The 18816-nt window shown below is 62.7% G+C and carries 17 protein-coding genes, 2 tRNA genes and 1 pseudogene; 7 read left to right on the forward strand and 13 right to left on the reverse strand.

Annotated elements, in window-relative coordinates; all coding sequences use genetic code 11:
• The first annotated feature begins 57 nt into the window (after positions 1-57).
• The 4 genes and pseudogenes from pelG to ACYCTF_RS09465 all read left to right on the forward strand — a co-directional run.
• A complete protein-coding gene (gene pelG, locus ACYCTF_RS09450) occupies positions 58-1440 on the forward strand; it encodes an exopolysaccharide Pel transporter PelG (RefSeq protein ID WP_461282664.1) in 1383 nt (460 codons plus the stop codon).
• Positions 1441-2115: 675 nt separating this feature from the next.
• A complete protein-coding gene (locus ACYCTF_RS09455; RefSeq protein ID WP_461282665.1) occupies positions 2116-2517 on the forward strand; it encodes a helix-turn-helix domain-containing protein in 402 nt (133 codons plus the stop codon).
• Between the two features lie 2 nt (positions 2518-2519).
• Positions 2520-3854, forward strand: coding sequence for a type II toxin-antitoxin system HipA family toxin (locus ACYCTF_RS09460; protein WP_461284805.1), 1335 nt, complete (start codon positions 2520-2522; stop codon positions 3852-3854).
• 124 nt (positions 3855-3978) lie between these two features.
• Positions 3979-4071 (forward strand): annotated as a pseudogene (locus tag ACYCTF_RS09465) (helix-turn-helix domain-containing protein); the annotation flags it as partial.
• A gap of 154 nt (positions 4072-4225) precedes the next feature.
• Here ACYCTF_RS09465 and galE read toward each other — a convergent pair.
• Positions 4226-5242: a UDP-glucose 4-epimerase GalE gene (gene galE / locus ACYCTF_RS09470; RefSeq protein ID WP_461282667.1), complete on the reverse strand. Its 1017-nt coding sequence runs from the start codon at positions 5240-5242 to the stop codon at positions 4226-4228.
• 332 nt (positions 5243-5574) lie between these two features.
• Between galE and ACYCTF_RS09475 the strand changes: the two genes are divergently transcribed.
• Positions 5575-6057 (forward strand): hypothetical protein, encoded by a 483-nt coding sequence (locus ACYCTF_RS09475; protein ID WP_461282668.1) that lies wholly within the window; start codon positions 5575-5577, stop codon positions 6055-6057.
• 10 nt (positions 6058-6067) lie between these two features.
• On the opposite strand, the gene ACYCTF_RS09480 is transcribed toward ACYCTF_RS09475, so the two are convergent.
• From ACYCTF_RS09480 to uvrB, 12 genes are all read right to left on the reverse strand, one after another.
• Entirely contained in the window at positions 6068-6694 is a 627-nt protein-coding gene (locus tag ACYCTF_RS09480) for a glutathione S-transferase family protein (protein ID WP_461282669.1), read from the reverse strand.
• Between the two features lie 129 nt (positions 6695-6823).
• Positions 6824-7696 carry a sulfurtransferase gene (locus ACYCTF_RS09485; protein WP_461282670.1) on the reverse strand — a complete coding sequence of 291 codons (873 nt, stop codon included), beginning with the start codon at positions 7694-7696 and terminating at the stop codon, positions 6824-6826.
• Between the two features lie 21 nt (positions 7697-7717).
• Positions 7718-8086 (reverse strand): MerR family transcriptional regulator, encoded by a 369-nt coding sequence (locus tag ACYCTF_RS09490; RefSeq protein WP_461282671.1) that lies wholly within the window; start codon positions 8084-8086, stop codon positions 7718-7720.
• The gene (locus tag ACYCTF_RS09495) at positions 8067-8366 is read right to left on the reverse strand and encodes an integration host factor subunit alpha (RefSeq protein WP_461282672.1); all 300 of its coding nucleotides are present in this window, start codon (positions 8364-8366) and stop codon (positions 8067-8069) included. The genes ACYCTF_RS09490 and ACYCTF_RS09495 overlap by 20 nt, the downstream gene beginning before the upstream one ends.
• Positions 8367-8396: 30 nt before the next feature.
• Entirely contained in the window at positions 8397-10757 is a 2361-nt protein-coding gene (pheT, locus tag ACYCTF_RS09500) for a phenylalanine--tRNA ligase subunit beta (protein WP_461284806.1), read from the reverse strand.
• Between the two features lie 4 nt (positions 10758-10761).
• A complete protein-coding gene (pheS, locus tag ACYCTF_RS09505) occupies positions 10762-11796 on the reverse strand; it encodes a phenylalanine--tRNA ligase subunit alpha (protein WP_461282674.1) in 1035 nt (344 codons plus the stop codon).
• 17 nt (positions 11797-11813) lie between these two features.
• Positions 11814-12176 carry a 50S ribosomal protein L20 gene (gene rplT / locus ACYCTF_RS09510; protein ID WP_461282675.1) on the reverse strand — a complete coding sequence of 121 codons (363 nt, stop codon included), beginning with the start codon at positions 12174-12176 and terminating at the stop codon, positions 11814-11816.
• 12 nt (positions 12177-12188) lie between these two features.
• Positions 12189-12383 (reverse strand): 50S ribosomal protein L35, encoded by a 195-nt coding sequence (gene rpmI, locus ACYCTF_RS09515; protein WP_461282676.1) that lies wholly within the window; start codon positions 12381-12383, stop codon positions 12189-12191.
• Between the two features lie 119 nt (positions 12384-12502).
• Entirely contained in the window at positions 12503-13018 is a 516-nt protein-coding gene (infC, locus tag ACYCTF_RS09520) for a translation initiation factor IF-3 (RefSeq protein ID WP_461282704.1), read from the reverse strand.
• Positions 13019-13021: 3 nt separating this feature from the next.
• Positions 13022-14941, reverse strand: a complete 1920-nt coding sequence (thrS, locus tag ACYCTF_RS09525) for a threonine--tRNA ligase (protein WP_461282677.1) — start codon at positions 14939-14941, stop codon at positions 13022-13024.
• A 53-nt stretch (positions 14942-14994) separates the two neighbouring features.
• Positions 14995-15069: transfer RNA gene (locus tag ACYCTF_RS09530), tRNA-Val, on the reverse strand.
• Positions 15070-15371: 302 nt separating this feature from the next.
• Positions 15372-17405 (reverse strand): excinuclease ABC subunit UvrB, encoded by a 2034-nt coding sequence (gene uvrB / locus ACYCTF_RS09535; RefSeq protein WP_461282678.1) that lies wholly within the window; start codon positions 17403-17405, stop codon positions 15372-15374.
• A 51-nt stretch (positions 17406-17456) separates the two neighbouring features.
• Between uvrB and ACYCTF_RS09540 the strand changes: the two genes are divergently transcribed.
• A complete protein-coding gene (locus ACYCTF_RS09540) occupies positions 17457-18677 on the forward strand; it encodes a pyridoxal phosphate-dependent aminotransferase (protein WP_461282679.1) in 1221 nt (406 codons plus the stop codon).
• Positions 18678-18735: 58 nt separating this feature from the next.
• A tRNA-Asn gene (locus ACYCTF_RS09545) sits at positions 18736-18811 on the forward strand.
• The last annotated feature ends 5 nt before the right edge of the window (positions 18812-18816 follow it).

The raw sequence follows: 18816 nt of genomic DNA on the forward strand, positions 1-18816 counted from the left end.
GGGACGATTTCCTGGGGCGCGCACCCGTCGCCCCCTTGACACGAAGAGGCGCAGGTTATGGCAGGCATAGGCTTCGAGCTCCGCAAGCTCATGCGGCACAACGATTACCTGGGTGTCGTGCGCGCCTACTCCTACGCCGGCATCATAGGTGCAGGCCCGTGGGTGATCTCCATCCTTGGGGTCATCCTGCTTGGATTCCTTAGCATGCACCACGTCTTCCCACCCCGCCTCATAAGCGAGTTTCAGACGTCGGTCACCTACCTGATCGCCGTAAGTCTGATATTCGGGGGACTCTGGCAGCTCGCCTTCACGCGCTACGTCGCCGACCGGGTGTTCGCGCGCGAACACGACCGCGTGCTCCCCAATCTGAACGGGCTTTTGATCGTCGCCATGGGCAGCGCGCTCGTGGTGGCGGTGGCGATCGGTTTCTTCCTGTTCACGGGTACCGGCCTCGTCTATCGGCTGCTGATGATAGCGCTCTTTTCGCTCCTGACCGGCGTGTGGGTGGTAGCGGTCATGTTGACCGGGCTCAAGCACTATCACGCCATCCTCGCGAGTTTCGCCGCCGCCTACGCGACGGCGCTCGGCGTCGGGCTGCTGCTACGCCCCTACGGGCTCGTCGGACTGCTATTCGCCTTCCTGTTGGGGCAGAGCCTGTTGTTCGCGGGCCTCCTCGCCGCCGTCTACCGCGACTACCCCTCTCCGGACTTCCTCGCCTTCGACTTTCTGAAGCGCGGACGCATGTATCCCTCGCTACTCGCCTGCGGCCTCTTGTACAACGCCGCCATCTGGGCCGACAAGGCCGTGTTCTGGTTCACGCCCACCACAAGCCAACACGTGATAGGCCCCCTGCGGGCATCGGCTGTATATGACCTCCCCATCTTCCTGGCCTATCTCTCCATCATCCCCGGCATGGCCGTGTTTCTCATGCGCGTCGAGACCGATTTCGTCGAGTATTACGACCGCTTCTACGAAGGCGTCCGCGAAGGCGGGAGCCTTTCCTATATACGCAATATGCGCAACGGCATGGTGACGAGTGCCAAGGGCGGCATCTTCGACATCATCAAGGTCCAGTCACTCACCACAATTCTTGCCTTCGTGATCGGACCTTCGGTCTTGCGGTCTCTTGGGATTTCGCTCCTCTATGTCCCGCTCTTCAAGATCGATGTGGTCGGCGCGGGGCTTCAGGTGGCGCTCATGGGCATCCTCAACATTTTCTTCTATCTCGATCGCCGATCGCGCGCGGTGGGGCTGGCTGCGATCTTCCTTGCCCTGAACCTCGGGCTCTCGCTGGCGAGCACCTACCTCGGGCTTTACTACTATGGTTATGGTTTCTCAGTCTCGTTGCTGATAACGGTCCTCGTAGGACTGGCGTGGCTCGATCGCGACATGGAGGCGGTCGAATATCAGACCTTCATGCTGCAACCATGGTCCCGCTAGCCGCCTTCGAAGCCGCAGCGGCCTGACCGCCATAAACGACTTCGGATCCCGCCGCTCGCACTTTGATCGCCGCCGAAATCTGTCTCCGGAGTCCCTAAAACTCGACCGCTCGCTCATCGAACAAGGCATCGAGAAGCGACGCGTGCGCAAGCTCCTCCCGCACTTGGTCGCGCTCTTGCATAAGATCGGGCGCTGGTCGTCATGGAGGGCACGGAGACCAAGAACCAGGGGTTGATCGCCCTCGATCGTGGCGTCGATCCCATGCAAGGTTTCCCTGAGGGCGGCCACACCGGGCCCCAACCAAAGGGAAGTCACACAGGCAGTGTAGGTGGACTTTCGTTTAAATGTCCTGTAGTGCTTTATCGCGCTGACTGACGGCCAGAACGGTCGCATAAACCGTCTGGTTGTCGGCCAAAATGGTCTGAGGCTCGGTACGCCGCGCGCGACCGGTGTGGGTTACCTAGCGGCCGTAGGGTATGGGCGGATCTGGAGGGCGGATGAATGCAAAAAAGGGGAGTGCCGATGGGTCGGCAAGATAGAGACAATACATAGTATGAGCTGTTGATGCGATTTACATCTCGTACTATGTAAATTTAATATACAGACTAAGAGCTGTTAATGCGATTTAAGGTCTATAATGTATATTGTCGTGGGACTTCCGAACGGGGGGCAAAAGTGATTTATCCCATCAAGACTCTCAGCCAGATCCCTCTGGTCCTCAAGGGCTTTCGCAAGGGAAAAGGGCTGACTCAAGCAGCCATGGCCGAAAGGCTGGGAATCACTCAGCAAAGTTATGCCTACTTTGAAGCCCATCTGGCGACAGCGACACTTGAGAGGCTTTTCATGGTGCTGCGCATGCTGGATGTTGAAATTTTGCTGGATCCAACTTCTCCCGCTACCAGCAAGGGTGCCGCGCCTTCCGTCAAGGTCACCAATAAATGCCCCTCTAGGGTCAAGGCTACCGGCCAGAAGCCCCGCAAGACACTCCGTGCTTTGACCATCAGGCGGGTAAATTCGACAGCCGTTGTCAAAGCGGGCCGTATGGCTCGCCCAAAAAGAAAGAAAGAAAGCTGGTAACCATGGGTCGCAGCGCACGGACAACAAGGCTGAATATCTGGATGAACGGCATTCCTGTTGGCTGCTGGGACACAACTCGACAAGGCGAACGCCTTGCTTACTTTGACGAATGGCTCACGGACGAGCAGTCTCGCCCCTTGTCCTTATCGCTCCCCTTTTTGCCGGGTAATGCACCCTACCAAGGGCAGGTCGTTACTGATTATTTCGACAACCTTCTGCCCGACAGCGATACCATTCGCCGTCGTCTGGCGCGACGCCACCAAGCAGGAGGCACTGATGCCTTTCAACTGCTGGCAAAACTGGGCCGAGACTGCGTTGGTGCCATACAACTCCTTCTCGAAGATGAGGCGCCGTCGGATATATATGAAATCAACGGCGAGGCGTTGAATATCGCAGGGGTCGCTCAACGACTACGCAACACCACATCGGATCAAGCTTTGGGGCAACATGATCACGATGAGGATCTGAGGCTGTCCATCGCGGGGGCGCAGGAGAAAACTGCCCTATTGCGCCTTGAGGGCCAATGGCTTCGGCCTCATGGGAGTACCCCGACAACGCACATCCTCAAATTGCCATTGGGCTTGGTCGGCCACATGCATGCCGACATGCGCACCTCGGTGGAGAACGAGTGGTTGTGCTCTAAAATCATGGCGGCCTACCAAATTCCCATCGCGCGGTGCGAAATCGCGCATTTCGAAGACCAGAAAGCCCTCGTCGTCGAACGATTCGACCGCACCCCATCAAGCGATGGAAGTTGGATCATCCGTCTTCCCCAGGAAGACGTGTGTCAGGCAACGGGCACATCGCCGCTGCGTAAATATCAGTCAGACGGCGGCCCAGGTATTTCTCACATCATGAACTTGCTTCTCGGGTCGGACTATGCCGAACAGGACCGGCATAACTTCTTCAAAACCCAAATCATTTTCTGGGTACTGGCGGCCACCGATGGTCACGCGAAGAACTTCAGTATCGCCCATCTCTCCGGTGGTCGCTACCGCGCCACGCCGATCTACGACGTGCTTTCTGCCCATCCCGTGACAGGGAAAGGAGAAAATCAGATTTCCCCGCATAAGGCCAGACTTGCCATGGCTGTGCGGGGCAGTACCAATTATTACCTAATTGATAAAATTCAGCGACGGCACTGGATTGCGCAAGCGCAGAAAGTCGGGCTCGGGGCTGCGGCGGCAGAGCAATTGATCGAAGAAGTTATTGGGTCCACGGCATCCGTGATCGGTGAAGTGCGCAAATTGTTGCCGGAGGACTTTCCCATGGATATGGCAGAAGCCGTATTGAGCGGAATGAGAAGACAGGCTGCCAAGTTGGCCTCCACTCGTTGACGTTACTAGCAAAGACGCTTTGATCTGGAAGCGCCGTAAACACCGCGGCCTTCAGGCCGGGGACATAAGGCGCGCAGTTGACTCTTTACAAACGACACAGCGCGCCCTGTAACGGCAAACTATAGTGCCTTGCTCCCACAAATACAGAGCCTACCCGGCGATTAAAGAGGCAGAATTGCTTGCCAAGACGTTTGGGTGCGCTCGGTTTGTGTGGAACCAGATCTTAAACTGGCACAACCGGGGCGCGTGCAACGAACAAGGCCTTATTTTTCGCTCGCCGACGCGCCCCCTTTGCGTCACACCATCCTGTGCTTACGAGATCGGGGGCGCAACGCGGGTCTTCTGTTGCGGCCTTCGTGCGACCCCGGATTTCAGGATGCCCGATAACCCTCCGGATTGCGCTCTTGCCAGCGCCACGCATCGGCGCACATCCGATCGAGATCATAGGCCGCCCGCCACCCGAGCAGCCGATGGGCAGCCTCTGGATCCGCGTAACACTGCGCGATGTCGCCAGGCCTGCGCGCCTCGATACTGTAGGGGATCGGCCGCCCACACGCGCGCCCGAAGGCTGCCACCATTTCCAGCACCGAGTAGCCGCGGCCGGTCCCAAAGTTCACAGTCAGCATGCCCTCATGGGCCGCAAGGTAATGCAGCGCCGCCACATGCCCCTCTGCCAGATCGACGACATGGATATAGTCGCGCACGCCGGTGCCGTCCGGCGTGTCATAGTCGGCGCCAAATATCCGCAAAAGCGGCCGTCGGCCGACAGCGACCTGACAGATATAGGGCATGAGATTATTGGGGACGTCCTGCGGGTCCTCTCCCATGAGACCGCTTTCATGGGCGCCGACGGGATTGAAGTAGCGTAGCCGGGCGATCCGCCAATGCGCATCGGCGGCGACCATATCCGCTAACACGTCCTCGATCATGATCTTGGAGCGTCCGTAGGCGTTGGTGGCTGCGCGCGGGAAGTCTTCGCGTATGGGGACCTTCGCCGGGTTCCCGTAAACGGTCGCCGAGGAGGAGAACACAAAAGTCTTCACGCCGGCCTTCTGCATGGCCCGCAGGAGCGTCACCGTTCCCTGGACATTGTTTTCGTAGTAGAGAAGCGGCTTCTCGACCGACTCCCCCACCGCCTTAAGACCCGCGAAATGGACCACGCCGTCGAAGGACTGGTCGCCCAAGAGACGGTCCAGGGCCGTGGCGTCACGCACGTCGCCTTGCACGAAGGCGGGCCGGGTGCCCGCGATCATGGCCATGCGGTCCACGACCGCGGCGCGGCTGTTTGATAGATTGTCCCAAAGGACCACGTCATGGCCCGCCTCCATGAGGCAGAGCGCGGTATGCGAACCGATATACCCGGTGCCGCCCGTGACCAATATCTTCATGCCTCCCCCTTACCTCAAAGCCCCGATCTCGCAGTGCCGCTCAAAGCGCGCTAAGGTACACGAGGGCGATCCGCGCCGCCACGGCGCAGAGCGCCCCTCTAACGCTAGGCCGCCCGCCCGGACACCAAGGGCCCGGCCAGGGGCCCGATGCGCGGGAGCCCGCCCAAGGCTTAGGCTCCGGGCGAGGGTGTGGGCACGCCGCCCGCCCCCGCCTTCAGGGGCTGGCCCGCGCGCGGCCGTTGGCGAGGTACACTCGGGCTTCACGGGCGATGGCGTGGCCAGGCCCGTATTCTAAGGATAGAGAGAAGACGCCGCTCGGCGGGAGGGATGATATGCGCCAAAGCCTTGCGCCTGCACGGGCCGTCCGTTTTCAGTTCGAGAAGTGCCGCGCGACCGTGGCGGCCGACACCCCGGGAACGCAGGAATGGCGCCGCCGCTTCTGGCTGCGCGAGGGGGTCATTGGCCTGGGCGAAACGGGCATGGTCCTCCTCGGCGCCTTCGCGCTCTGGCACCTCGCCGGGTCCCTGCCCGCGCCGCTGCACCTGATCGGCCTCCTGTTTGGGTCGCTTGTGCTCTCGGCACGACTTGTCTCGGCGGTAGGCCAGATCGCGGCCCGCTTCCGTACCCTCGATCACGATATCGTGCACTATCACGCCCACCAGGCGTATATCGACGCGCAGATCCTAAGCACCACCTTAGCCACGCTCGCCCTCTGGTCGATCTCCGAAAAAGAGGTCGTAGCGGCGGGCCTTGTCCCTGACGGGCGCGCGGCCGCACACGATGGCAAGCGGTACGGCCCGCGGACCGAGACTTAAGACCCCGCGTTCAGGATCGCGGGGCGGGCCGTCTCGGCACGGCGATATAACCGGGCCACTCCTCGAGGCGCCGAAACCAGGCGTGGATCGCCGGATAGCCATCGAGAGGGAAACCACTCTCCGGGAAGAGCGCGGTGTAGGGGTAACAGGCGATGTCGGCGATAGTCGGATGATCCGCGGCAAGCCAGGCATGATCCGTCAGACGCCCCTCGAGGGCCGCAAACGCCGCCTCGGCCATGCGGCGCGATTCTTCCAGGGTTCCGGTCTGGCCCAGTCCGCTTTTGATGTTCAAGCCGATGACCCGCGCCCGCGCCGTGCCGTAACGCCCCTCATTCTGTTCGAGCGCCAGCCACTGCATGACCCGCGCCATGCCTAGGGGATCCCCAGGCAGCCACCGTTCCCCACCGTAGCGCCGCGCGAGATACACGAGAATGGCCGTCGAGTCCCAGATCGCCTCGCCCTCGTCTGTGATCAGCACGGGGATCTGGCCGCGAGGATTCAAGCGCAGGAACTCGGGGTTGCGCTGCGCGCCCTCGTCGAGGGCCACCGGCACGCGCTCGTAGTCCCGTCCAAGAAAAGCCAGCAGCAGGCGGATCTTGTAACAATTGCCGGATCGCTCGAGATCGTAGAGTTTCATAGCACGCCTCACATGAATGCCCGGAAGGAATGGCGCGGCCCATGACAAGACCTCGTCCCCACGCCCAAGCCATCCCCCGGGGAATACGTTTCTCCCGAATCGCCTATCGTGACAGGCAGCCGGGGCCTCCTAGGCCCCCTCGTCTCCGGTCGCCACCGGCCGCGCCGGATCGCTCACCCACGCGCTCCACGAGCCCGGATACAAGGCCGTAAGCCCGAGGCCCGCCCGCGCCATGGCCAGCACATTGTGGCAGGCTGATACCCCGGAACCGCAGTAATGGACGATCTCCGCCGCCGGCCGGCCATCCAGCACCGCCAGGTAATCCCGGCGCAGCTCCTCCGGCGAACGGAAAGTACGGTCCGCGCGGAGATTTTGCTCGAAAGGCCGGTTGCGCGCGCCGGGGATATGCCCGGCAACGGGATCGAGCGGTTCCGTGGTACCCCGGTAACGCGCCACGCCCCGGGCGTCCACCAGCAGCCGATGTCCATTGGCCACCACCGCCTCGACATCGGCGTCATTGAGCCAGCCGCCTTCGGCGAGCCCGGACGGTCGAGGATAAGGGGCCTGCGCGGGAACGGACGGCACCACGGTCGTGAGCGGGTGCTCCTCGGAACACCAAGCGGCAAGCCCGCCATCGAGCACCGCCACCGCCTCATGCCCCCACCAAACGCGCAAGAGCCACCAGAGACGGCTCGCGTACACCGAGGTCTCCTCGTCGTAGGCCACGACTTGTGTCGCCGGACCGATCCCAAACCCCTTCAAAGTCTCGGTGAAGGCCTCCAGAGGCGGCAAGGGATGGCGTCCGGAACGCGCGCCACGCGGGCCCGAGAGGTGGCGCTCCAGATCGGCATAGCGCGCGCCCGGTATGTGCCCCTCGCGGTAGGCCGCAAGCCCGGCCTCAGGTGCGCTCAAGATAAAACGGCAATCGAGAATGACCCATGTGGGGTCGTTTAAATGCGCAGCCACGAGGGCTGGTGTGACGAGATCGCTGTAACGGGGCATAAGCCACCTCCCCCCGCGATTCTAGGGAGGACCCGGGTCCGGTGTCAAAAGTTGGCGTATTTCCTCGAGCCCTTCGGCGAGCAAGGCAAGCGCCTCGGCGCGCCCCTCGCGTGCCGGTTCCGCTTCCTGCGTAAGGCGATTGCGCGCCCCGCTTATGGTGAAGCCTTCGATATAAAGGAGGCTGCGGATCTCGCGAATGACATGGACGTCGTGATGTTGATAGTAGCGGCGGTTACCGCGCCGCTTCACCGACTGCAACTTCGGAAATTCCTGCTCCCAATAACGCAGGACGTGTGGCTTGACCCGGCAGAGCTCGCTTACCTCACTGATAGTGAAGTAGCGCTTCCCCGGAATCGGGGGTAGTTCGCTGTTATCCCCCGGATCGAGCATGGCCGTCGACCCGCTCTTTCAGCTTATGACTGGCGCGGAAGGTCACCACGCGACGCTCGGCGATGGGAATCTCTTCGCCGGTCTTGGGATTGCGTCCCGGCCTGCGACCCTTCTTCCGGATATCGAAATTCCCGAATCCCGACAACTTCACTGTCTCCCCCTGGCCTAGGGTCTCGCAGATCTTCTCGAAAAAGAGCTCGACAAAATCCTTGGCCTCGCGCTTATTCAGCCCAAGCTCAAGGAACAACGCTTCCGCGAGGTCCGCCTTCGTCAGTGCCATGGTGCCTTCCCTTGACGTAATCGGTTTTTCTTATTGTCGGAGCACGGCTCCGTAAGTGGTCGCGAGCGACTCCACAACGCGCGCCACAAGCCCTTCTACAACCTCATCCGTAAGAGTGCGCGAGAAGTCCTGCAAGGTCAAGCCCAACGCCAAACTTTTCTTTCCTAAATCAAGACCTTTGCCATGATACACATCAAACACAACGAGCCCCCGCAGAAGGGCCCCGGCGCTCCGACGAACGGTATCCAAGACGTCCCCGGCAGCTGTCGTAGCCGGCACCACCACGGCCAGATCGCGGCGCACCGACGGGAAGCGTGGCGGCTCAACCGCGCCGCCTGCAGCCTGCGCCTCAAAAAGGGATGCCGATAGCTCGAAGACGAACACCGGCTCCTCGAAACCGAGCCGTTCGCGATGTCCAGCCGCGAGACCGCCCACAAAGCCCACATGGTGCCCGGCGACGGTGATCGCCGCGCCCAGGCCCTTTTGCAGAAACGGCGCGGCCCCGTCCGGGCTTACTCGAGCCGTCTGCCCGACCAGCGCGCACAGGGCCTCGACATCGCCTTTGACGTCGAAGAAGTCCACCGGCCGCGCCGGCGCCCCCCATTGTTCAGGCAGGGCCGAGCCCAAGGCAAGGCCTGCAATCTTCATCTCCTCGCGCACGCCGACCCCTGCGGGATCGGCCGTAAAGCAGGTCCCGATCTCAAAAAGCCGCACCCGCCCCTGTTGGCGCCGGCGATTGTGGAGCGCGGTGGCGAGCAAGCCGGGAACGAGACTGGCACGCAGCTCCGACCAGGGGCCGGCCAGGGGGTTACGCAGGGCGAGGCTCGAGGAGACCCCTAGCTGCGCCTGCTCCCCTGGATCGACCAAACTGAAGGTCATGGCCTCCTGATAATCACGGTCCACGAGCAAATCGGCGGCGCGACGCCGTCCCGAAGGCGCAGACCGCGCCGCCCCCGGGGTATACGGGAGCTCGACCGTCGGAATCTCGTCGTAACCAAGAAGACGCGCAACCTCCTCGATGAGATCGATCTCGCCACGCACATCGAACCGGAAAGACGGCGCCGTTACGAGCAAGCCCCCATGCGAAGCCGCCACCGTCATCCCCAGGCCCTTCAGGAGGCGCGCGACCCGGGCCCGCGGTACCGCCACGCCGAGCAGCTGGCGTACGCGCTCCAGGCGCAGGCGGATCGGTTCGCGGCGCGGCCAATAGTCGGGCATGCGATGTTCGGCGGCCGGACTGGCGACTCCGCCTGCGATCTTCAAAATCAGGGCCGTGGCGCGCTCGAGGGCAAGCCCGCAGAGCTCAGGGTCGACACCGCGCTCGAAGCGCAGGGCAGCCTCAGTGGTAAGCCCCAGGCGCCGCGCGGTCTGCGAGAGGGTGTCGGGACGAAAGTGTGCCGCCTCGAGCAGGATGCTACGCGTGGTAGGGCCCACGGCCGCGCGCAGCCCCCCCATGACGCCGGCGATGGCAAGCGGGCCCTCGTCGTCGGCGATGATGAGATCCGTAGCCTGCAGGGCGCACGTCTGGCCATCGAGCAGTGCAATCTCCTCGCCTGGGCGTGCAAGCCGCACTGCCACGTCGCCGCGTATCAACGCCGCATCGAAGGCATGCAGGGGTTGGCCGAGATCAAACAGAATATAATTGGTGACATCCACGACTGCCTGGCGCGCGGAGGTCCCACTCAAGCGAAGACACTCGACGAGCCATCCGGGGCTCGTGGCCGCCGGTTCCAAGCCACTCACAAGCCGCGCGCAATACCGCGGACACCGTGACGGGTCCTGCACAGCCACGCGCGGGGTGACCCCGCTCGTCTTCAGAGCCCGGGCCCGCGGGGCCCGGTAACGGCCGTCGGTGAGCGCCGCGATCTCACGCGCCATGCCCTTGACGCTCAGACAATCGCCGCGGTTCGGTGTGACCGCCACATCCAGATAGGGATCCGCGAACCGGAAATAGTCCGCGAGCGCGACACCCACCGGGGCGTCGGCCGGCAACTCCCACAGGCCTTCGGTGGCGGACAGCCCCAGTTCGCCGCCCGAGCACAACATCCCTTGGGATCGCACACCGCGCAGCTCGGTCTCGGCGATGGTCCGATCCCCGAGCACCGCACCTGGCAGCGCAAGCGGCGCCTTGAGACCCACGCGCGCGTTGGGCGCGCCGCATACGACTGTACGCCGCTCGCCGCCTGCCTCCACCTCGCAGACCCGCAAGCGCTCCGCATTGGGGTGCGGCGTAGTGGCCATGATGCGCGCCACCACGACCCCCGGAAGCATGGGCCCCGCGATACCGGCGCCCTCGACCTCGAAGCCGCCGCGGGTCAAGACCGCGGCCAGCGCCTCGAAGGGCAAGCGCGAATCCAGCCAGTCACTCAGCCACTGTTTGCCTATACGCACGGGCTTATCGCAGGCTCCTCAAGAAACGCAGATCATTCTCATAAAAAAGCCGGACATCCGGCACCCCGTCTTTCAGCATAAGCAGGCGCTCGACCCCCATACCGAAGGCGAAACCGGTAAACCGCTCGGCATCGACCCCGATACGCCCCAGCACATCCGGGTGCACGAGCCCACAACCGAGGATCTCGATAAACCCCGTCCCCTTACAAACCCGGCACCCCTGGCCGCCACAGAGGAGGCAGCCGATATCCACCTCGGCGGAGGGCTCCGTGAACGGAAAATAGGAAGGCCGCAGCCGCATCGCAAGCGGGCGCTCGAAGAAGGCCTCAAGGAAGGCCTTGAGGGTCGCCTTCAGGTGGCCCATGTGGATGCCCTCGGCCACCACCAGACCTTCGATCTGATGGAACACCGGGCTATGCGTGGGATCGGGAGCGTCCGAACGATAGACCCGCCCGGGCGCTATGATACGTAGCGGTGGCTCGTGGGCCTCCATGAAGCGAATCTGCACAGTCGACGTGTGCGTGCGCAAAAGCCCGCCGGTCGTCAGATAGAATGTGTCGTGCATGGCCCGCGCCGGGTGATGGGCGGGGATGTTCAAGGCCTCGAAATTATGGAACTCGTCCTCGACCTCAGGCCCTTCCGTCCAGCTGAAACCGAGCGCCGCGAAGATATCTTCAATACGCCGCAGGGCCTTGGTGAGCGGATGCAGGCCCCCTAAGCCGAGACCGCGTCCCGGCAGCGTCACATCGACCGCCTCGGCCGCCAGGCGCGCCTCCTGCAAGGCAACTTCGAGCCCCTCACGCCGCACGCCGAGCGCCTCCTCGAGGCGCCGCTTGATCTGATTGACGAGTTGCCCCGCGCGCGGCCTTTCTTCCGCGGCGAGGGTGCCGATGCGCTTCAGTTCTTCGGTGAGCGCCCCGCTCTTGCCCAGGACTCGCACGCGCCAAGTCTCGAGCGCCGCGACATCCGACGCTGCGGCAAGCCCCTCCTCGGCCTCGCGCTCGAGCCGCTCAAGCCTTTCTGCGAACGGCTCGTCCATATCCCGGAACCCGCCCTTTAAGCGGCGGTGAGCGTGGCTTTGGCCTTCTCGGCGAGCGCCGCGAACGCGGCCTTATCCGCGACCGCGATATCCGCCAGCACCTTGCGGTCTATGACGATCGAGGCCTTGCGCAGCCCGTCCATGAAACGGCTGTAGCTCAGACCGCACTCGCGCGCTGCGGCATTGATACGGACAATCCAGAGGGCCCGAAATTGACGCTTGCGGTCGCGACGATCGCGATAGGCGTACTGCCCGGCCTTGGCGACCGCCTGCTTCGCGACCCGGAAGACATTCTTGCGCGCGCCCCTATACCCCTTAGCGAGCGCTGTGACCTTTTTGTGGCGGGCTCGGGCCGTTACACCGCGTTTGACTCGTGGCATGGATAGGCCTCCTTAAGCGTACGGAAGCATGCGGATGACACCCGCGACATCCGAGGGATGGACCAAGCGATCGGCGCGCAGATGGCGCTTACGCTTCGTGCTCTTGGTGGTCAGGATGTGACGCAAATGCGAATGGCGGCACTTGAAGCCGCCCGCACCCTTCTTGAATCGCTTCGCGGCCCCACGGTTTGTTTTCAACTTCGGCATATCGTCCTCTGCGCTGTGCGCTCTTGTCATCGTCCCGCTCAAGCAGCCTGTTGGCCTTTTTGCCTGGCTTGAGTCGGTCGTTCACCTACTACCACCTGTGGCTCTGGATCTCGACCCGCCTACTTCTTCGGGTTGACAACCATCACCATCTGCCGGCCCTCGAGCCGCGGACGCTGCTCGACGGTACCATATTCCAATAAATCCCCTTCGACTCGCTTCAAGAGCTCCATGCCGAGATCCTGATGGGCCATCTCGCGCCCCCGGAACCTGAGGGTAATCTTCGCCTTGTCGCCGTTTTCCAGGAAGCGAATGAGATTACGCACCTTGACCTCGTAGTCTCCGACATCGGTCCCGGGGCGAAACTTCACCTCTTTGATCTGAATCTGCTTCTGCTTCTTCTTGGCAACGTGGCGGCGTTTGCTTTCCTCGTACTGGAACTTGCCGTAATCCATGATACGGCAGACTGGAGGCGAAACATTCGGCGATATCTCAACCAGATCCAGGCCCGCCTCTACGGCGATCTTCTGGGCATCTGCGTTCGCTACAATACCGACCTGCGATCCATCGGCGCCAATCAACCTTATACGCGGGGCGGTAATCTGCCCGTTGAGCCGCGTTTCCCGTTCCGAAGCGATAGCCTACCCCTCCACACGTTCAGGACCGGCCAACGCCGCGCCAAGCTGCGCAGTGAGGGCCCCCACACTCATCCCACCAAGGTCTGCGCCTTCGCGGGTTCTTACCGAAACCGTACCCTGCTCGGCCTCGCGGTCGCCCACGACGAGCAAATACGGGACCTTCTGCAGGGTATGCTCGCGGATTTTAAAGCCTATCTTTTCGTTTCTCAAGTCCGACTCGACGCGCCAGCCGCTGGCACGCAGTTTCTCCTCCGCGCCACGCGCCACCGATCCATGACGCTCAGCGATGGGCAATACCACCGCCTGGACCGGGGCCAGCCACAGCGGCAGAGCCCCTGCATGCTCCTCGATTAGTATCCCAATGAAGCGCTCGAGCGAGCCCAGGATGGCGCGATGCAGCATCACCGGGACCGCCTTGTGGCCATCGGCCATCACAAAACTCGCGCCCAAGCGCTCGGGCATCGCAAAATCGACCTGCACCGTACCACACTGCCACACCCGCGCAAGACTATCCTTCAGGGCGAACTCGATCTTGGGGCCATAAAACGCCCCTTCGCCCGGCTGCAGCTCAAAGGCCAGACCCTTGGTCAACAAGGCCTGCCTCAGGGCCTCCTCGGCCTTGTCCCACTGCGCCTCACTGCCGACCCGCTGCGCCGGCCGGGTCGAGAGCTTCACGAGCACCTCCTGGAAACCGAAATCCGCGTAGACGCGGTAGAGCAGATCGATGAAGGCGCTCACCTCCGGCTGGATATCGGTCTCGGCGCAGAAAATATGAGCGTCGTCCTGCACAAAATTGCGCAGCCGCAAGAGGCCGTGCAGGGTACCCGAGGGCTCGTTGCGATGACAGGAGCCGAACTCCGCCAAGCGCAGCGGCAGGTCGCGATAACTCTTCAGGCCCTGGTTAAAGATCTGCACGTGCCCCGGGCAGTTCATGGGCTTGACCGCGTATTCGCGTTTCTCCGACGAGGTCGTGAACATGCCGTCGGCAAACTTATCCCAATGTCCCGAACGCTCCCAGAGACTCTTGTCCATGATGAGCGGGGTGCGGACCTCCTGATAGCCATGGGCCTGCAGGAGCTGTCTTATATACTGCTCGATTGCCCGATAGATGCGCAGGCCGTGATCGTGCCAGAAGATCATGCCCGGCGCCTCTTCCTGGACATGGAAGAGATCGAGGGCCCGTCCGATACGCCGGTGATCCCGTCGCTCAGCCTCCTCGAGATGCTGCAGGTGCTCGTCCAGGGCCTCGCGGCTCGCAAAGGCGGTCCCATAGACCCGCTGCAGCATGGGATTGCGCGAATCGCCGCGCCAATAGGCACCCGCCAGCCGCATCAGCTTGAAATGTTTGAGTTTTCCCGTCGCCGGGACATGGGGACCGCGACAGAGATCCACAAAGTCACCCTGGCGGTAGAGGGAGATCGTCTCGCCTTGCGGCAGATCGCGGATGATCTCGGCCTTATAGGCCTCACCCAGCCCCTCGAAGAAGGCAATCGCCTGCTCGCGCGCCACAACCTCGCGCGCCACCGGTATGTCCTGGCGGGCCAGCTCGCGCATCTTGTCCTCGATGCGCTTCAGATCGTCCGGACTGAAACCCGGCGCATAGGCGAAGTCGTAATAAAACCCGTCGCCGATCACGGGCCCGATGGTGACCTGGGCCTCGGGGTACAAGGTCTTGACCGCGTGCGCCAGGAGATGGGCGGTCGAATGCCGCACGACCTCAAGCCCCTCCGGGTCCTTGTCGGTCACGATCGAAAGACGCGCATCAGCGGCGATCGGATAGGAGGTATCGACCAACTTATCGCCGACGCGCCCGGCCACCGCCGCACGCGCGAGCCCCGCGCCGATATCGGCGGCCACTTGGCCCACCGTCACCGGCCGATCGTAGGTCCGCTGACTTCCGTCCGGGAGCGTAATGACAGGCATGGGCTTTTGCGGCTACTCGTCCGTCGGCCTTTATGCCGACATCTCATGAAAGTTGGTAGGCGCGAGTGGGATCGAACCACCGACCACTACCATGTCAAGGTAGTGCTCTACCACTGAGCTACGCGCCTTCGGGGTGCGAACCTTATCATTCAATGGACGCCCTCTCCAGCGCTCATGGCGGGAGATTCCTACCGCACCCTCCGGCATCGAGCCCGGATGAGTCGCTTCGGCGGGTTCCTGCTAGCGGCATGACGGCACCGCTCACATCACAGGCCTACGGCCTGTCCTGCAGGCGCAACGGGCTGTCCTACCCTGAGGCGCACAGTATAAGGGGGGTCTATGAGCGATGACAACACTATTCGGCATCATCTTCACGATCGACGGTGCCGTGGACCCATAAAGCGACACCACGGAGTCCCCATGGGGCGGCTCACCCGTCGGCCAGGCGCTCGACCGATCCCGGCTTCAAGGCCCCGCGCCGCAGGGCCTGGATGCGATCTCGGAGCTTCGCCGCCTGCTCGAACTCCAGGCTGCGGGCATGGTTGTACATATCCTTTTCAAGCTTCTTCAGGAGCTTGCCCAAGGCCTCAGGGGATAAACTCTCCGCCCGCTCCTCGCGGCCCCGGGCGGAGCCCGGCGCGACCCGTCCCGGCACCCCGTCGATCAGCTCCTTCACGGCCTTGACCACCCCTTGAGGCGTGATGCCGTGCTCCGCGTTGAAACGCGTCTGCTTCTCCCGGCGGCGGTCGGTCTCTTCTATCGCGGCGCGCATGGAGTCTGTGATGCGATCGGCATAGAGGATCGCGCGGCCGTTCAGATGACGCGCCGCCCGGCCTATGGTCTGGATCAGGGAGCGAGTCGACCGCAGGAATCCTTCCTTGTCGGCATCCAGAATCGCCACAAGCGACACCTCGGGGATATCGAGCCCCTCGCGCAGGAGATTGATGCCCACCAACACATCAAAAGCCCCGGCACGCAGGTCGCGGATGATCTCGACACGCTCCACCGTGTCGATATCCGAGTGCAGATAGCGCACCCGCACACCATGCTCGTGGAGATACTCGGTTAGATCTTCGGCCATGCGCTTGGTGAGCGTCGTCACGAGCACCCGCTCATCGCGCAAAGCGCGTAGCCGGACCTCGGCAAGCAGATCATCGACTTGGCGGCCCACCGGGCGCACCTCGACCTCCGGATCCACAAGCCCGGTGGGCCGCGCCACCTGCTCAATCACCGTAGCCGAGCGCGCCGCCTCGTAGGGGCCGGGGGTCGCCGACACGAATATCGTCTGCGGCATCATGGCCTCGAACTCCTCGAGCTTTAAGGGCCTGTTATCGAGCGCCGACGGCAGCCGAAAGCCATACTCGACGAGAGTCTCCTTACGCGAGCGGTCGCCGCGGTACATGCCGCCCAGTTGCGGCATGGTTACATGGCTCTCGTCGACGATGAGCAAGGCGTTCTTGGGGAGATAGTCGATCAGGGTCGGCGGCGGCTCGCCGGGCTTACGCCCCGACAGGTAGCGGGAGTAATTCTCGATCCCCGAGCAATACCCGAGCTCCTTCATCATCTCGAGATCGAAGCGCGTACGCTCGGCCAAGCGCTGAGCCTCCACGAGTTTATTGGCCGCGTTCAAGACCTCAAGCCGCGCGCGCAACTCCTCACGGATCAGATCGACCGCACCTGTGACCGTGTCGCGCGGCGTGACGTAGTGGGATTTGGGGTAGACGGTGGCGCGCCCGAGCCGGCTCACGATATCTCCCGTGAGCGGGTCGAATTCCATGAGATCCTCTATCGTCTCGTCGAACAGGCTCACGCGCACCGCCAATTGTTCGGACTCGGCGGGGAAGATGTCTATGACATCCCCATGCACCCGAAAGGTACCGCGCTTCAACTCCACATCGTTGCGGGTGTACTGCATCTCCGAGAGACGCTTCAAGATGGCGCGCTGATCGAAGATGGCGCCCTTCTTTAAATGCAGGATCATGGCGTGGTAGGCACTGGGATCGCCCAAGCCGTAGATGGCCGACACCGTGCCCACGATGATCGCATCCGGCCGCTCAAGGAGGGCCTTGGTCGCCGACAAGCGCATCTGCTCAATGTGCTCGTTGATCGCGGCGTCCTTTTCGATGAAGGTGTCGGACGCCGGGACGTAGGCCTCGGGCTGGTAGTAATCGTAATACGAGACGAAATACTCGACGGCGTTGTGCGGAAAAAAGTCGCGCATCTCCGAATAAAGCTGGGCGGCGAGCGTCTTATTGTGTGCCAGGATCAAGGCCGGGCGCTGGAGCTCGGCGATTACATTGGCCACGGTGAAGGTCTTCCCGGAACCTGTCACCCCAAGCAAGGTCTGAAAGGCAAGCCCGGCCCGCAAGCCCTCCACCAAGGCCTTGATCGCCGCCGGCTGATCGCCGGCCGGGGCGTACTGGCTTGCGATCTCAAGACGCTCTGCGTGCCGCTTTGGTTGCATCGATATCCAGGGTAATATACGCGCGAGTAAACGCCCTAAAAGGTTCCTTGCTTGTCCAAACTGACATTATCGGCCCGTGTAGGCCGAATCAAGCCCTCGCCGACCCTTGCCGTCACCGCTCGCGCCAAGGCCCTCAAAGCCGAGGGACGGGATATCTTGGACCTGGGCGCCGGTGAACCGGACTTCGATACACCCGACCTCATCAAGGAGGCGGCGATCCGCGCCATCCGCGCCGGCTTCACCAAATACACCGCGGTCGACGGCACGCCGGAACTGAAAGCGGCCGTGGTCGAGAAATTCGCGCGCGAGAACGACCTGCATTTTACCACGTCACACGTCCTCGTGTCGGTCGGCGGCAAACAGAGCTTCTACAACCTCGCGCAGGCGCTCCTCGACACTGGGGACGAGGTCGTCATTCCGGCGCCCTACTGGGTATCCTATGCCGACATGGTGCTCATGGCCGACGCCTCACCGGTGATCGTCCCGACCACGCTCAAGCAAGGCTTTAAGATCACCCCCGAGGCCCTGGATGCGGCGCTTGCGTTCAAAACCAAACTCTTCGTCCTAAACAGCCCCTCGAACCCGACCGGGGCCGTCTATACCCGCGCGGAGCTTGCCGCGCTGGGCGAGGTACTGCGCCGCTACCCCCATGTGTTCATCGCCAGCGACGATATGTATGAGCACATCGCCTGGGGCAGCGAGCCCTTCGCGAACATCGTAAACGTCTGCCCCGATCTCTTGGATCGCACTATCGTACTAAACGGCGTCTCCAAGGCCTACGCCATGACGGGCTGGCGTATAGGCTACGCGGCGGGCCCCATCGAGCTCATTAAGGCCATGACCAAGATCCAGTCGCAGAGCACGTCGAATCCGGCCTCCGTATCGCAGGCGGCAGCCGAGGCGGCCCTGCGGAGCGGGACTATCCTTGTCGCCCCCATGTGCGCCGCCTTCAAGGCCCGCCATGACTGGCTGCACGCCGAGCTTGCGGCCATGCCGGGTCTGCGTTGCCGGCCCGCAGACGGCACTTTCTACCTATTCCCGGAGGTCACCGAGACCCTAAAGAACCTGGGGCTCACGGACGACCAGGCCCTTGCCGAGGCGCTTCTGGAAAGAACCGGCATCGCCGCCGTTCCCGGCTCGGCCTTCGGTTCGCCGGGACACCTGCGCTTCTCCTATGCGACGAGCGACCAGATCCTAAGAGAAGCGGTCACCCGTCTGCGGCGGTTCCTCGAAAACGCGCCGCGCGCCCTCGCCCAGGGCGAACACGCATAATGTCGAGATTAGTCCTTGACGCCAGGGGTCTGGGTTCGTAGCATAGCGGGCCTTGTGTTCCCCGGTAGCTCAGTCGGTAGAGCAGGTGACTGTTAATCACCGGGTCGGAGGTTCAAGTCCTTCCCGGGGAGCCAATAAA

Source organism: Acidiferrobacter sp. (assembly GCF_054609335.1).